This window comes from Rhizobium sp. 05N49 (genome assembly GCF_056396805.1).
The window spans coordinates 1-14,510 of the sequence record NZ_JBFTME010000022.1 but is presented as its reverse complement, the minus strand read 5'-3'; the positions used below and the strand labels follow the sequence as shown (position 1 = coordinate 14,510).

The 14,510-nt window shown below is 60.8% G+C and carries 18 protein-coding genes; 10 read left to right on the top strand and 8 right to left on the bottom strand.

Annotation, left to right across the window (positions count from 1 at the left end; translation table 11 throughout):
• Positions 1-42: 42 nt before the first annotated feature.
• Positions 43-669, top strand: coding sequence for a TetR/AcrR family transcriptional regulator (locus AC1DF8_RS30005; protein ID WP_183846085.1), 627 nt, complete (start codon positions 43-45; stop codon positions 667-669).
• 148 nt (positions 670-817) lie between these two features.
• A complete protein-coding gene (locus AC1DF8_RS30000) occupies positions 818-1,207 on the top strand; it encodes a Rap1a/Tai family immunity protein (protein WP_112968323.1) in 390 nt (129 codons plus the stop codon).
• A gap of 8 nt (positions 1,208-1,215) precedes the next feature.
• On the opposite strand, the gene AC1DF8_RS29995 is transcribed toward AC1DF8_RS30000, so the two are convergent.
• Complete coding sequence (locus AC1DF8_RS29995; RefSeq protein ID WP_478156186.1) at positions 1,216-1,653, bottom strand: hypothetical protein; 438 nt, start codon at positions 1,651-1,653, stop codon at positions 1,216-1,218.
• 158 nt (positions 1,654-1,811) lie between these two features.
• The gene (locus AC1DF8_RS29990; RefSeq protein WP_112968321.1) at positions 1,812-2,249 is read right to left on the bottom strand and encodes an Rrf2 family transcriptional regulator; all 438 of its coding nucleotides are present in this window, start codon (positions 2,247-2,249) and stop codon (positions 1,812-1,814) included.
• Between the two features lie 145 nt (positions 2,250-2,394).
• Between AC1DF8_RS29990 and AC1DF8_RS29985 the strand changes: the two genes are divergently transcribed.
• Positions 2,395-3,366: an alpha/beta fold hydrolase gene (locus tag AC1DF8_RS29985; RefSeq protein ID WP_478156184.1), complete on the top strand. Its 972-nt coding sequence runs from the start codon at positions 2,395-2,397 to the stop codon at positions 3,364-3,366.
• A 5-nt stretch (positions 3,367-3,371) separates the two neighbouring features.
• Here the strand turns inward: AC1DF8_RS29985 and AC1DF8_RS29980 are convergent, their stop codons facing one another.
• On the bottom strand, positions 3,372-4,217 hold the full coding sequence (locus tag AC1DF8_RS29980; RefSeq protein WP_478156182.1) for an NAD(P)-dependent oxidoreductase: 846 nt from the start codon (positions 4,215-4,217) through the stop codon (positions 3,372-3,374).
• 86 nt (positions 4,218-4,303) lie between these two features.
• Entirely contained in the window at positions 4,304-5,272 is a 969-nt protein-coding gene (locus AC1DF8_RS29975; RefSeq protein ID WP_478156299.1) for an AraC family transcriptional regulator, read from the bottom strand.
• A gap of 112 nt (positions 5,273-5,384) precedes the next feature.
• Between AC1DF8_RS29975 and AC1DF8_RS29970 the strand changes: the two genes are divergently transcribed.
• Positions 5,385-6,374, top strand: coding sequence for an aldo/keto reductase (locus AC1DF8_RS29970; protein WP_478156180.1), 990 nt, complete (start codon positions 5,385-5,387; stop codon positions 6,372-6,374).
• Here AC1DF8_RS29970 and AC1DF8_RS29965 read toward each other — a convergent pair.
• The 3 genes from AC1DF8_RS29965 to AC1DF8_RS29955 are packed head-to-tail and all read right to left on the bottom strand — an operon-like array spanning position 6,371 to position 8,064.
• On the bottom strand, positions 6,371-7,069 hold the full coding sequence (locus tag AC1DF8_RS29965) for a TIGR02281 family clan AA aspartic protease (protein WP_478156178.1): 699 nt from the start codon (positions 7,067-7,069) through the stop codon (positions 6,371-6,373). The genes AC1DF8_RS29970 and AC1DF8_RS29965 overlap by 4 nt on opposite strands.
• On the bottom strand, positions 7,069-7,266 hold the full coding sequence (locus AC1DF8_RS29960; protein ID WP_183879221.1) for a DUF1289 domain-containing protein: 198 nt from the start codon (positions 7,264-7,266) through the stop codon (positions 7,069-7,071). The genes AC1DF8_RS29965 and AC1DF8_RS29960 overlap by 1 nt, the downstream gene beginning before the upstream one ends.
• An 18-nt stretch (positions 7,267-7,284) precedes the next feature.
• On the bottom strand, positions 7,285-8,064 hold the full coding sequence (locus AC1DF8_RS29955) for an adenosylcobinamide-GDP ribazoletransferase (RefSeq protein ID WP_478156176.1): 780 nt from the start codon (positions 8,062-8,064) through the stop codon (positions 7,285-7,287).
• Positions 8,065-8,219: 155 nt separating this feature from the next.
• Here AC1DF8_RS29955 and cobT point away from each other — a divergent pair, with 155 nt between their 5' ends.
• Positions 8,220-9,236, top strand: a complete 1,017-nt coding sequence (cobT, locus tag AC1DF8_RS29950) for a nicotinate-nucleotide--dimethylbenzimidazole phosphoribosyltransferase (protein WP_112968315.1) — start codon at positions 8,220-8,222, stop codon at positions 9,234-9,236.
• Between the two features lie 121 nt (positions 9,237-9,357).
• Complete coding sequence (locus AC1DF8_RS29945; RefSeq protein WP_478156174.1) at positions 9,358-9,738, top strand: diacylglycerol kinase; 381 nt, start codon at positions 9,358-9,360, stop codon at positions 9,736-9,738.
• Between the two features lie 13 nt (positions 9,739-9,751).
• On the opposite strand, the gene AC1DF8_RS29940 is transcribed toward AC1DF8_RS29945, so the two are convergent.
• Positions 9,752-11,287 (bottom strand): sensor histidine kinase, encoded by a 1,536-nt coding sequence (locus tag AC1DF8_RS29940; RefSeq protein WP_113116895.1) that lies wholly within the window; start codon positions 11,285-11,287, stop codon positions 9,752-9,754.
• Positions 11,288-11,393: 106 nt separating this feature from the next.
• Here AC1DF8_RS29940 and AC1DF8_RS29935 point away from each other — a divergent pair, with 106 nt between their 5' ends.
• The 4 genes from AC1DF8_RS29935 to AC1DF8_RS29920 all read left to right on the top strand — a co-directional run.
• Positions 11,394-11,939: a thermonuclease family protein gene (locus tag AC1DF8_RS29935; RefSeq protein ID WP_478156172.1), complete on the top strand. Its 546-nt coding sequence runs from the start codon at positions 11,394-11,396 to the stop codon at positions 11,937-11,939.
• On the top strand, positions 11,933-12,580 hold the full coding sequence (locus AC1DF8_RS29930) for a uracil-DNA glycosylase family protein (RefSeq protein ID WP_478156170.1): 648 nt from the start codon (positions 11,933-11,935) through the stop codon (positions 12,578-12,580). Before AC1DF8_RS29935 ends, AC1DF8_RS29930 begins: the two co-directional genes overlap by 7 nt.
• A gap of 70 nt (positions 12,581-12,650) precedes the next feature.
• The gene (locus AC1DF8_RS29925) at positions 12,651-13,139 is read left to right on the top strand and encodes an Lrp/AsnC family transcriptional regulator (RefSeq protein ID WP_007816294.1); all 489 of its coding nucleotides are present in this window, start codon (positions 12,651-12,653) and stop codon (positions 13,137-13,139) included.
• Between the two features lie 856 nt (positions 13,140-13,995).
• On the top strand, positions 13,996-14,510 hold a 515-nt coding region (locus tag AC1DF8_RS29920), incomplete at its 3' end, for a porin (RefSeq protein WP_478156168.1).

The following is a 14,510-nucleotide window of genomic DNA, read 5'->3' as shown; positions in this document are numbered from 1 at the left end:
TAAATATATGACCGGTCGTCTATAATTGTTCAAGAGGGAAAAATGGACGCAGACACGCCGGCTCGACGCGGCCCCAAGCCGAACATGCACATGCGGGAGAAGCTTATCGAGGCAGGTCTGAAGGAGATCCATGCTCATGGGTTTGCCGCGACCGGGATCCAGAAGATCGTCGACGACATCAAGGTACCGAAGGGCTCTTTCTACAATTACTTCGAGAGCAAGGAGGCCTTCGGGGCGGAGGTTTCCGATCGCTACTCCGAGCAGGCGCTTGCCCGGCTCACGAGTTTCCTTGCCGATCACGACAAACCGCCGCTTCGCCGCCTCAAGGCCTTTTTCGACGATCGCACCGCGTCCTTTGCCTTGAGAGGTCATACGCAGGGATGCGTGCTCGGCAATTTCAGTGCCGAGACGGTGGACCACAGCGAGTTGATCCGCCAGCATGTGGCAGCGCATTTCGGCCGCTGGAGCGAGGTGATTGCGGCATGTCTGTCCGAAGCGCAGACAGACGGCACACTCTCTGGCGAACTGCCGGCCGGAGCACTTGCCGATTTCATCCTGAACAGTTGGGAAGGGGCGCTTCTGCGCATGCGCGCGGACCGTAGCGGAGCCCCGCTCGAGACATTCAAGCAGATGGTCTTTGACGTGCTGCTGCACGGCAAGGGGCATTGAAGGCTATTTACCCCGGTTAAGAAGAAATTTCCGTTCCGGTTCGGGCATTTACCATCTTTTCCGACGTCATGGATCGGTAACAGTTCCAGCTTAATTCCGACATGTTCGGGCTGGAGTTTCCGGCATCGATATGCGGGCGGGGGATCAGATGCCGGGCATTCTCATTGCAACCCTGTTGGCGACTGTCTCGGCCAAGGCGCCGATGGAGTATGCCAGCGGCGACCTTCTCTTTTCGGATTGTGGCGGTTCGCGGCAGTTCGTCATCGGCTATGTTTCCGGCTGGCTCGACAAATGGAACCGGGATGAGTTTCTTGCGCGGCGTTCGTTCGCGGATGCGGCCGGGGATCCGCAGGCGATGGTCAGTATAACCCGTCTCGGCCATTCGGTCGGGTGGAATATCTGCCTGCCGCCGGGCACGACACCCATCATTATCGGCGAAATGCTGTGCCACTTCCTGCAGGAGAATCCGGGCGTCCGCAGTGCTGAGGGCGACGATCTGGTGATGACCGTCGTTACCCGCAGCTACGGCTGCCGGTAAGGCAGGCGTCAGGCCTTGCTGACAAGGATAGCGCCGCCGATGATAAGCAGGGTGCCGGCAGAGAGTTTGATGATATCAACCTCAGCAGCCTCTCCCAGAAACACCGCGCCGACGGCGAGCGTCACCAGGACGTTGCAGCTCCAGATCGGCGCGAGTTTGGAGACCGGTACGCCGTAGGCAAAGAGCGCGAAGCTGATGAGGCCGGTGCCGAGGGCGAAACAGAGGCCGGCGATGGCGGCAAAGCCGATGCCTTCTGCCGTCCAGGGCGCGGGGCGCCAGATCAGGGCGGAGATCCCGCCCGCTACAGCGAGCGTCAGGCCGAAGGCGATGAGATAAGCCGAAGAGCCGACGCCCGATACGGCGCTCTGCTTCTGGAAAACAGCGGTGATGCCCCAGAGAATGGCGGGGACCACGCCGCCGACGAACAAGGGCCAGAATCCAGTCATGATGTAACTCCTGTCGCACCGGACACGCTGAGACCTTCAGGGAAGGCGATCGGGATGTGGTGCCACCAGACTAGGAGTTTCTTCTTGTTCTTTGTGGTCTTGTTGTTTTGCTGAAAGTTGGCAGATTCACGCGCCGTGAGCAAGCGGCCGGATGAGTGTCACGCCCGCTTTTCTGCCTGGGCGGTAGCCATGGCGATGTCGCCGATTTCCGCCAGTGTCACCTTCTGGAATTCCCGCTCAAGCGTCTGTTCGGCACTTTCGAAGGCGCGCTGCAGCTTGCCATTTGCGGCGCGCTCGACGGGGCAGGACGGGTGATCGTTGGAGAGCGGCGCATCAAGGATCGTCTCGCCCTGCAGGGCGCGTTGCACATCCAGAATGGTAATCTCTGCCAACGGCCTTGTCAGCGACCAGCCGCCACCGCGGCCGCCCTCCGATTCGACGATGCCGTATTGGCGCAGCGAGGCCATGGTGCGGCGGACGACGACAGGGTTGGTGTTGAGCATCTGGGCGATGCGCTCGCTCGTTTCCCTGCCGCCCAGCAATCCCATATGGACGAGAACATGGATCATTCGCGCCAGTCTTCCGTCTTGCCGCATCTGCGCCTCTCCATAGCGTAACAAATAGTGTTACGGTCTATTGACTCCCATTTTCTGTAACGTAAAAAGATACGGAATTAAAGATTCGATGTCGCCCGGATGCGATTTTTCCGAGGGCGACGGGCCTATTGTCGAGGAGGCAGCGATGCAGCAGCGCATGATCGAAACAGCAACCTTGAGGATGAACATTGCCGAAGCGGGCGAGGGGCCGCTGGTACTGCTGTGCCACGGGTTTCCCGAGACATCGCATGCATGGCGTCATCAGATCACCGCACTTGCAGGGGCGGGCTTCCATGCCGTGGCGCCCGACATGCGCGGTTATGGTCGAACGGAAAGCCCTGATGAGGCCGGCGCCTATACGGTCGTCGATCTCGTGGCCGACATGGTGGCGCTTGTCGATGCGCTTGGTGCGGAACAGGCTGTCATCGTTGGCAATGACTGGGGTTCAACAGTTGCCTGGCAAGCCGCGCTGATGCGTCCGGACAGGTTCCGGGGTGTTGTCGCGATGAGCGTGCCTCTCATGGGTCAGCCGCCGATACCGCCTACGAAGATCTTTCCGGCAACGGCAGATCATCTGCTGTATGTGCTCTACTTCCAGCAGCCGGGATTGGCCGAGGCCGAGTTCGAGCGGAATGTGGAGGTCACGCTTCGCAAGATCTATGGCTCTGCCAGCGGCGAAGCAGGCCCGCGGCTGCCGGGCGACGGAACGCCCAATCCCTTCGGCATGGTCTCGCGCGCTTCCGGATTGCTCGCCGATCTGCCGGAATGCGATACACTTCCCGCCTGGCTTCCGAAATCCGATCTCGATACTTTCGTCGACGCATTCAAGGCATCGGGCTTTCGCGGCGGCCTGAACTACTATCGCAACCTCGACCGGAACTGGGAATTGCAGAAGGCTTTTGCGGGGCTGAAGATCGAGATCCCCGCGCTGTTCATAGCCGGCGAACGCGATACGGGCCTTGCCATCCCCGGAATGCGGGAAATTATCGGCGCGATGCCGCAGCTCGCGCCCGACCTCAGGGCGACGCAGTTCGTTCCCGGCGCCGGCCACTGGCTGCCGCAGGAGCGGCCGGAGATCGTCAGCCGCGCGATCATCGACTTCGTGCGGGGCCTGTGACCAGATTAATGCCCGTCTTCGAGCATCCGCTCGAGGGTGGCGATCAGTTCCCGGCTGCCGGTGCGGTCATCGGCGATTGTCTGGAAGACGCCGGCCATGCCTTTGAAGATGAGGGCGGCGGGATCGTCTTCGCCCAGGAACTCGGCAATCTCTTCCATTTCCGCCACCCAGCGATAGGCCTTCGGAAACATGTCCGGAATGGACTGGCGCAACCGCTTCAGATGCTCGCTCTGGCTTTCGGCCAGTTCCACCTTCAATGCGTCGCTGGCACCAGAGCGTCCGGCCGCAAGCAGCATGGCGGCGGAGAGCCCGGTGATGCCTTTGTTGATGCCGGCGTAACACATCTTCAACGCGGAGGCGGCTCCAACGGGGCCTTTCACGCGGCGGATCTTCAGGCCGAAGCGGGAGAGGAGATCGGGTTCGCCGGCGAGATCACCGCTGAGGCAGACGACCGGGCCGGCCTTACCGGGAACCGGCGGGCCGCCGATGATCGAGCCGTCGATAACCTTGGCGCCAGAGGAAGCGAGGCCTGCGGCCAGCTTTTCCATGGTCTTCGGGCTGATGGCATTGAGATCGACAAAGGATGGCTTTTTGCCGCTGTCGCGCAGCACCGGAGCGATGAGAGCCGCGACCTTCTGCGCTTCTGCCGGGGGAACGATGGAGAGGATGATATCGGCCTCGGCGAATGCCGAAAGCGGAGCGGCGATGAGGCCAGCGGCTCGGGCGCGCTCGACTGTGGCTTCAGTGCGGCCCTCCAGAAACGTGATGACGCTCGCGCCTGACTCGGCGAGGCGGCGGCCGACGGCACTGCCCATGGCGCCGGCACCGAACAATGCGATTGTGGTGGACATTGCGGAGAGACCTCATTGGCGGGATGGACTGAGATTAGGGCGGGACGGCCGATGCCGCAAGGCGGGTGCGGCCTTCGGTCCGCGTCTCAAAGGCTCGTTATCTCCTCAGCCTCTCTATTGGTCCGGTTTAAGCCGGACTGTGAACGCGCAGCATCGCGACAGGCCCTCGGCGAGCTACCCGTCATGCGCTTGAAGGCATTGCTGAAGGCACTCTCGGACGTATAGCCGAGCGAGCGGGCGATAACGGCGACAGGGGTGGTTTCCTCCCTGAGCGCCCGTTCGGCAAGATGCATACGCCATCCTGCGAGATAGGTCAGAGGGGCCGCACCCGAGATCGTGCGGAAATGAAAAGCAAAGGTCGTGCGCGACATGGCGCAGGCACTGGCAAGCTCATCCAGATGCCAGGAACGGGTCGGGTCACCATGCATGAGGCGCAGTGCGGGTGCGAGGCGGGGATGCGACAACGCGCGTAGCCAGCCGGGAGGCATGAGCGCCGCCGTTTTCAGATGGGCGCGAAGGATCTGGATGAAGAGAAGCTGGGCAAGTTGCTCGCAGGCAAGACGAGCGCCAGGCTCTGCGGAAGCCCGCTCGTTGACGAGCTGGTCGAGAATCCATCTGATAGTCGAAGCCTGCCGGGACGCTGCGCCGATGTGTATCCAAGGCGGCAGAACATCGGCCAGCAAGCGGCCGCTGACGGGATCGAGCAGCACATGGCCGCCGATATGGGCAAAGTCGTCGCCATCGCCAAGCTGCGCGGTCGAGCGGCCGGCACCTGAAAACAGGCTCATCGCATCGACCGCGGGAACATCAAGTGCGCTCGACAGCACGAAGGAGCGCCGCGCCGAAAGAAGGCCGACATCGCCGGCTTCGAACAGCATCGGCTTCGGCTCACCATCGATATCAACCCAGCAGCTGCCTTTAACCACGGCAAAGAACTTGATCGTCTTCGGCACCGGAAACCGGATTGCCCAGGGACCTCCAGCCGTGAACCCACCCGTGACAAGCGTTTCGGCATTGGTGAATTTCAGGATATCGGAGAAGGGATCGGAAGGCATTCTCGCACTATCGCGCAAGTATTCCACACGTTCAAGCATTCATAATCCGACCTGACAGTTCTAACTTTGATCCATGCCGCCGGACTGGCGGTGTTGGACAGAGAGAAGCTTCATGACATTGAGCAGACGAAAACTTGGCAGTCAGGGACTGGAAGTCGGAGCAATCGGCCTCGGTTGTATGGGCATGAGCCAGTCCTACGGGCCAGCCGACGAGGCGGAATCGATCGCGACCCTGCACCGCGCCATCGAGCTGGGTTGCGATTTCTTCGACACGGCCGAGAATTACGGCCCATTCAAGAACGAGGCTCTACTTGGCAAGGCGTTCAGGGATCGGCGGGAAAAGGTGGTGATCGCGACCAAATTCGGCTCACGCTTCGACGGTGACAGGATCGTCGGCACAGATAGCAGGCCGGAGAACATCATCCGGGTTGTCGAGGGTTGCCTCAGCCGGCTGCAGACCGATCATATTGACCTGCTTTACCAGCACCGCCTCGACAGGAGCGTCCCGATCGAGGACGTGGCCGGCACGGTCAGGGATCTGGTCATTGCAGGCAAGGTGCGCTTCTTCGGGCTTTCGGAGGTCGGTATCGCCAATCTTCGTCGCGCCCATGCCGTCCATCCTGTTTCTGCGCTGCAGAGCGAATATTCGCTCTGGGAGCGGAACCTGGAACCTGAGATCATTCCGGTTCTGCGCGAGCTTGGGATCGGTCTTGTACCGTTCTGCCCTCTGGGACGCGGTTTCCTCGCCGGTGGCGTGAAGCGGGCCGAGGACTATCCGGAAGGCGATACGCGGCGGATCGACCCGCGATATCAGGGCGCAAACTACGATTCCAACATGCAGGCGGCGCAGATCGTCTTCGACATAGCCGCGAACAAGGGCGTGAAGCCCGGTCAGATCGCGCTCGCCTGGCTGCTGCACAAGGGCGACGATATCGTGCCGATTCCCGGCACCAAGCGCAGATCCTATCTGGAAGAGAATGTTGCTGCTGCCTCTATCCGCCTGGACGCTGAGGAGATGCGGAGGCTCGATGCAGCACTGGTGACCGGGACGATATCCGGGAACCGTTATGCGGACTGGATCATGGCCACCATTGACCGCTAGTCCCGCATCCTCAGCTCATCCGTCTGCATCTGCAGGGAGCCCAGCGTTTCGAGGAAACTCATGCCGAGCAGGCTCTGGTCGAGCCTGCCATCTTCGGCGACAGTGGCGGCAACGTTGTGACGCACGATGGGGCCGATCGCCACCTGATCGAGGGTGATGGGCGCGGCGCGAGCGCGGCCGTTGGCAGTCATGACGGTCATGGAGTAGGTGAGCTGCTTCGGATCGATGCCGATGCGCAACGCATCGGCGTGCGAGAGCGCCACCATGCTGGCGCCGGTATCGACCAGCATCGGCACGGACTGACCGTTGACGGAAACCTCGGCCTCGAAATGGCCGTTCAGCATCTTATGCACGATGACTTCCTGCCCGCCTTCGCTCGTTGTGACGACGACAGCACGCCCGGGCACGAGGCCGGCAAGCAGGCGGTTGCCGACACCGAGCGCATCCTGCCGGTAGAGATAGGCAGTGGCGAGCGCCAGGATGATGACCAGCCAGATCATCAACTGCCGCATGGTCTGGCCTATGTTTCGACGGCTGCCCAAGATACCGGCAGCCAGCATCAGGGCGATCGGCAGCAGGTAGACGAAGCGGCCGAAATCGTCGCTTGCCAGTCCAAAAATACGAGTCTGATCACTGTTGAAGAGCAGGACGGCAAGGCCGATGCCGATGACGGCAAGCAGGATGATGAGGCGCATCAGGCCGTCGCCTCCAGAGGTTTCGCCGATTCGGGAACATGTGCTGCGAGCCTGGCGGGCAGGCTGTTCATGATGGTTTCGCGTTCCTCGTCGGAAAAGCGCATCCAGCCGGCGATTTCATCCGTTGTGCGGCCACATCCGGCGCAGAGACCGGTGAGAGGATCCAGGGAGCATATGCGGATGCAGGGTGTTCGCATGAGCGTCATATCGTGATTTCAGAGGGCCATGGCAAGGGCGCAGAAAGCTGCGACCTCGCAAATCTGCTGGGTGGCGCCGAGCGTGTCGCCGGTATGGCCGCCGAGCCTGCGGCGGATAAACCAGGTGAAGACAAGCGTCGAGAGGCCGGCGGCGAGGAGAGCCGAGACGAAGGGAAGCAGACCGAGCGCGGGCCAGACGAGCATGGCAGTGATAAAGCCTGCCACGACGAGCGCGATCTGCATCGTCGCCTCGACGGGGCTGCCAGCCGAAGCTGCAAGGCCATCCGGCTTTGCAGCGGGAAGGCGCTGCCAGTGCCAGGCAATTGCACCGCGACTGAGCGCGGCAACGGCCGGAATGGCAAGGGCAGCAGCAAAGGGTGCTGCCTCGCGGGCAATGGCGGCAAGTGCGGAGGCCCGGAGAGCGAAGGAGAGGATCAGGGCGATCGCCCCATAGCTGCCGATGCGGCTGTCCTTCATGATGATCAGGCTCTGCTCGCGCAACTTGCCGCCGCCGATGCCGTCGGCCGTATCGGCAAGCCCGTCTTCATGCAGCGCTCCGGTGAGGATCGTCAGCACGGCGAGGGCGACGAGCGCCGCCATCAGGCGGTCGGCGCGGAAGGCCAGCATCAGCAGGAAGACGAGCGCGGGCAAGGCACCGATGAGGAGACCGGCGAGCGGGAAGACGCGCACCAGCCGGCCAAGCTTGCCGTCATAGCCGGCAAAGAGCCATGGCGGCATCGGAATACGGCTCAGGAAAGCTACGGCACGCGCGGCATCGACCACGATGGCTTTTATCATTTCCGGATCATTCCTGCGGTCCCCTGTCTCTCCCGGCGTCTTTGTCTTGCTGCGGCTTTTGAGGTTGTTCCTCTTGGCCCGTCGCTTTAAGAGAGTCGCCACGCAAAGAACCCGATTTGCCGGGAAAAGACAAGAATACAAGGAAAGCCATCCAGATGAGCGTTTCAGGCCTGCCGTTCGACGATTTTCGCGCCCTAATCCGCGACCTGCCGGGACCGGATGCCCGTGCACTGGTCGCCGCCCGCGAACGCGACGCGCAACTGACGAAGCCGCCGGGCGCTCTTGGACGACTTGAAGAAATCGCCTTCTGGCTCGCGGCCTGGACGGGCAGGGCGCCCGCCGTCAACCGGCCGCTGGTGGCGATCTTTGCCGGCAATCACGGTGTGGTGCGGCAGGGCATCACGCCTTTCCCGCCTGAGGTGACGCAGCAGATGGTGGAGAATTTCGCAGCCGGCGGGGCGGCGATCAACCAGATCTGTGTGGCCAACGATCTCGGCCTCAAGGTTTTCGACCTGGCGCTCGATTATCCGACCGGCGACATCACCGAGGAAGCCGCTCTTTCCGAGCGCGACTGTGCGGCCACCATGGCCTTCGGCATGGAAGCGATCGCCGGCGGGACCGACCTGCTCTGCATTGGCGAAATGGGTATCGGCAATACGACGATTGCGGCCGCGATCAACTATGCGCTTTACGGCGGCACCGCACGCGACTGGGTCGGCCCCGGAACGGGCTCGGAAGGCGAGATGCTTGAACGCAAGATCGATGCCGTCGAGCGTGCGGTGGAGCTGCACAGCGATCACCTCGACGATCCCCTGGAAATCATGCGCCGGCTCGGCGGTCGCGAGATCGCAGCGATGGCAGGTGCAATTCTTGCGGCGCGCATGGAGCGCATTCCGGTGCTGATCGACGGTTATACGGCGACAGCGGCCGGCGCGATCCTCCGGGCGGCCAATCCGTCGGCGCTCGACCATTGCCTGATCGGCCATGTCTCGGCCGAACCGGGGCATCTGCGCGCCATCGAGCAGCTCGGCAAGACGCCGCTTCTGGCGCTCGGCATGCGGCTCGGCGAAGGTACGGGAGCAGCCCTCGCCGCCGGCATCGTCAAGGCGGCCGCCGCCTGCCATTCCGGCATGGCGACCTTCGCCCAGGCCGGTGTCTCCGGAAAACACTAGGGCTGGAACCGTCAAGGCGGCTTGCACATTGCTTGCACGCGAGCCAGCGACACGGTATCTGCGTATTCGCTTAAAAACAGAGCGCCGGTTCGGGGATCGGCGCGGGGAAAACGAGGGGCCGTTGACCAAACCTGCGGTGACCAAGGAGACAGGATTTCGCCATTTCCTGGCAGCGGCCGGTTATTCACTGGCCGGCTTGCAGCGGGTTCTGAAGGAATCGGCTTTTCGGCAGGAGATCGGCTTTTTCGTCGCGGCACTGATCCTGCTTTTCCTGATCGGCGCGGATGCCACAGAGTTCGTCATCACGACGGTACTGTTCCTCGGACTCTTTTCAATCGAGGCGATGAATACAGCGGTCGAGGAAGTGATCGACCGGATATCACCCGAGATCTCCATCGTTGGCAAACATGCCAAGGATCTCGGCTCTTTTGCCGTGAGCTGCATGATCGCCGCCTGCTGCCTCTATCTCGGCTTCGTCGTGATCAAGCATCTATTCTTCTAAAAGAATAAGATGACTAGGCGAAGCTCTTGCGCTTCTTGGTGACGGGCTGCGCTTCTTCCACGGCCGGGATGCTCTGCAGCACGCGCTTGGCCGGCAGGATGGCGATGACTTCGGTGCCTTCGCGCAGCCTGGATTTCAGGATGAACTGGCCGTCATGCTTGGCAAGGATCGCCTGGACAATCGGCAGGCCCAGGCCGGTGCCCTGTTCGGCGCTCTTTATGGCGATCGATCCCTGGCCGAAAGCCGACAGCACGACCGGGATTTCTTCTTCGGGGATGCCGGGGCCGTTATCCTTGATCGAGATGTATTGACCACCGCCGGCAGTCCAGCCGACCTTGACGTTGATTTCTCCACCTTGAGGCGTGAATTTCACGGCATTGGAAAGAAGATTGAGCACGACCTGGCGCATGGATTTCTCATCTGCCCAGATCGACGGGAGCTGGCGCTCGACCTGATCGTGGATCGTGATGTTCTTGGCGCGGGCGCGAAGTTGCACCATGCCGATGCAGTCTTCGGTGATATCGAGCAGCGAGATCGCCTCTTCGCTGAGCTCGTATCGGCCGGCTTCGATACGGGAAAGGTCGAGGATCTCGTTGATCAAATCGAGCAGATGCTGGCCGGAGCGATGGATGTCGCCGGCATATTCCTTGTAGGTCGGATTGGCGAGCGGCCCCATGACTTCCGCCGACATGACCTCGGAGAAACCGAGAATGGCATTCAGCGGCGTGCGCAGTTCATGCGACATGGAGGCAAGGAAGCGCGACTTGGCGAGGTTTGCCTCCTCCGCACGGCGGCGGGCCTCGTCGGACATGGATTTCGCCACTTCCAGTTCGGCAATCAGATCATCCTTTTCCGACTGGAAGGAGAGAATCTTCAGGCTGGACTGGAAGAGCCGGTCGCTGATGTAATTGAAGAAGACGACCGTCGTGGTGAAGACGCCGGTCAGGCAAAGTTCGAGAATATCGCGCGAAATGCCACTTTTTGCCGCGAGCGCTACGACAGCAGGCGCAAAACCGACAAGCACAGCGGGCGTCAGCATGAAATTCGACATGGTCGCGACCGACAGCGCGATCAAGAGTGTAGCGCCCTTATAGAGCGTGAAGCTCGAAGGTTCGCAGGCCGAACACTCTTGCAAGGCGAACACCGCCCAGCAGCAACCGATCAGGAACTGGCCCGCCAGCAACAGGTTGCGCCAGCGGCGCACCGTATCGGCAGTAATCTCCTGCTTTCTGGCACGGCGGGCCAGGAGGATATTGGCAGCATGACAAGTCAGCGTCAGCAACGCCCAGAAGAACAGGCTCGCATCCTCGGCGAAATAGGTGCCGAGTGCTGCAACGATAATGACGAAGGGCGGCATGATCGCCGCGCCCTGCAGGGCAGCTGCAACATACATCTGCAGCACGTCGCGATCAAAGGCGGAGCTGGAGGCATGGCCGGACTGCAAGCGTTCGCGCGTCTGCCGGACGGCCTTGGAAACCGCCTTGTTGCGGTGGCCGCGCGATTTGTCGACAATGATCTTGTCGGTTGATGTGCTGACGCCGGTACTCATGTGCACGTTGAAACTTGTCCCACAGATGAATAAGAGCTTAACCGGAAATTCTTAAGAAGATGTTTGCCATCTTTGCCAAGGGTTTGTTTTTCAAGGAGGCAAAAGCGTGGCACGGCTTCTGGTCTTGACCCGGGACGGTGCAACCGCTCTGGCTTTTCTTGTTCTCGTTGCATTAATCGCGGCCAAGCTAAACGATAGGCCCGACATCCGGCACCAGGGCGCCTTTCGCGCCGCCGACGGCGACAGCCTCGTTCTCGATGGCGAGCGCATGCGGCTTGATGGCATCGACGCGCCGGAACTGTCGCAGACTTGCGAGCGGCAGGGGCAGGACTGGGCCTGTGGCAGGCAGGCGCAACATGCGCTGCAGCAACTGGTTTCTGACGAGGCCACCCAATGCGGCGGAAACGAGCGCGATCGCTACGACAGGCTGCTTGTCACCTGCCGCAACAAGACTGGCAATATCAATGCACGCATGGTTGCTAGCGGGATGGCGGTTTCCTATGGCGGTTATCAGCAGGAGGAAGGTAAGGCGAGGGGCCAAAAGCTTGGGCTCTGGGCCGGTCATTTCGAGATGCCACGCGATGTCAGGGATCAGGCCCGGCATGAGAGTTCCGGGCTCCGGCGGCTGATCGGCGGATGGACGGGATGGTAATCAAGAGTGCATTGAACGAGGAGCAATTGGACGGACTGCGGGCCGAGATCGCTGCCTGCCGGATCTGTCGCGACGCGCCGCTGCGCGGGATCGAGGACCGGCTGCCGCACGAGTCGCGTCCGGTTGCCGTGCTTTCGACCCGCGCCCGTGTGCTGATCGCGGGCCAGGCGCCTGGGCTGCGCGTGCATGAAAGCGGACTGCCATTCGACGATGCCTCCGGTGACCGGTTGCGGCAATGGCTGGAGGTGGATCGGCCGACCTTCTACGACCGGGATCGATTCGCGATCGTGCCGATGGGTTTCTGTTTTCCGGGTTATGATACTGCAGGCAGCGACCTGCCGCCGCGGCGCGAATGCGCGCCGGTCTGGCAGGATCGCGTGCTCTCGGCCATGCCGCAGATCGAACTGGTGCTTGCCGTCGGCGGTTATGCGCAGACCTGGCATATGGGCGCTTTCAGACGCGAGAACATGACCGAGACGGTGCGGGCCTGGCGTGACAGCCTCGCCGCGCCGGGAAAGCCTTTGATTCTTCCTCTGCCGCATCCAAGCTGGCGCAATACGGGCTGGATCAAGCGCCATCCATGGTTTGAAGAGGAACTGCTTCCCGAGCTTCGCCGGCGAATCAAAATGCTGGCATTCTGAAACAAAATTCTTTTCGTCGGCCGGAATCGCGCTATACAAAGAAAATAATTCGAAAGGGACTTGTTTTCGTATGGATCGCCTCGACCGAAAGATACTGCGCCTGCTCCAGGAAGATTCGACGCTCGCCGTGGCCGACCTCGCCAAGAAGGTCGGGCTTTCGACGACGCCGTGCTGGAGGCGTATCCAGAAAATGGAGGAAGACGGCGTCATCAAGCGCCGGGTGGCGATTCTCGATCCGGAAAAGGTCAACACCAAGGTTACGGTCTTCGTGTCGATCCGCACGGCGACCCATTCCATCGAATGGCTGCGCCGCTTCTCCGAGGTCGTGGCGGAATTCCCCGAAGTGGTCGAATTCTACCGCATGAGCGGCGACGTGGATTATCTGCTGCGCGTCGTCGTGCCCGATATCGCTGCCTATGACGCCTTCTACAAGCGAATGATCGCCAAGATCGAGATTCGCGACGTCTCCTCGGCCTTCGCGATGGAGCAGATCAAGTATTCGACGCAACTGCCGCTCGACTACATGCTTCTGGAAAACGCGAAGTCCAACGAGGACTGAGCAAGGCAGGCGCTTCGCGACGGCGCATATGATTTAAGGCAGGCGCGAGCGAATCGCGCCCACCCGGCGAGGAGGCACAAGCTCCTCGGGAGACAGGCTGCACAGCGAGAATCAGGAGTTCATCAGTGACTTCTGACAGTGATCCCGAAGCGGGAGCCACTTGACGGCAGCGCGAAACCTTTCCAAATTGTAATCTTCCTGTCATGGAACCATGCGAATTCACGCAGGTCATGAATCAGCTCAGCCGTTGGGAGGCACGGGAGCAGGTTCAGGAGGTGGTCCGGGGGCATCTGGAGCACTTATTATAATGTCCGTGCAGTGTAGTATCGCGCTGTACACGATTTTTTGTGCGGTTGGCGAAACGCTTGAGCGGCGCCAAAACCCTTGCTTTCGGTTGTTTTCGCAACGAAAAGTGGGCTTCAAATCGACTAATGGTCGTTATCTGCACCATTAGGTTCGATTTCAGGACACTATGTCCTAATCTCCGACCTTTATATAGTCGTTAGCCGGCGCTAGTGTTTGGCTGCATCGCAAAAAGCGTTTGAGCTCTGCTCCCTTTTCGCGGCGCTTTGGGAGGATTATTTTTGCCGCTTGCGATAGCCCATAGCTACCGCGGCGGCATTTCTGCGTTAACTATTTACCCCCTTGAAATTGTTGTATAAAAACCACGCTTGGCGCAGAAAGCATGCTCCGGCTGTGAGTTGGCGCCCTTCACGAATTGCTACACTCAGATGTCTGTGGGATGAACGTTCGGCGGTTCGATCGATCCGCACGCCGTGAGGCTGTTCAAACGGGTCGGCTTTGGATCTTCGGAGACAGGGTAAAGCCCCGATCGACAAAGGAGTGGAATTCTACAATGAACATCAAGATGGTATTGCTTGCGTCGGCAGCAGCATTTGCTGCATCGACCCCGGTACTTGCAGCAGACGCAATCGTTGCTGCCGAGCCGGAGCCGGTTGAGTACGTTCGCGTCTGCGACGCTTACGGCACTGGCTACTTCTACATCCCGGGCACGGAAACCTGCCTGAAGATCGAAGGCTACATTCGTTTCCAGGTTAACGTTGGCCCGAACGCTGGCGGCACTCCTGCCACCAACGATTCGAGCTGGGATGCTGTAACCCGTGGTCAGGTTCAGTTCACGGCTAAGAGCGACACCGAGTACGGTCCGCTCACCGGCGTTATCGTTCTCCAGGCCAATGCCGACAACGCATCCAGCCAGGAAACGATCCTCGACTCCGCTTACCTCGACGTCGCGGGCTTCCGCGCTGGTCTCTTCTACTCCTGGTGGGACGATGGTCTCTCCGGCGAAACGGACGATATCGGTTCTGTCGTAACGCTGCATAACTCCATCCGTTATCAGTACGAAACCGG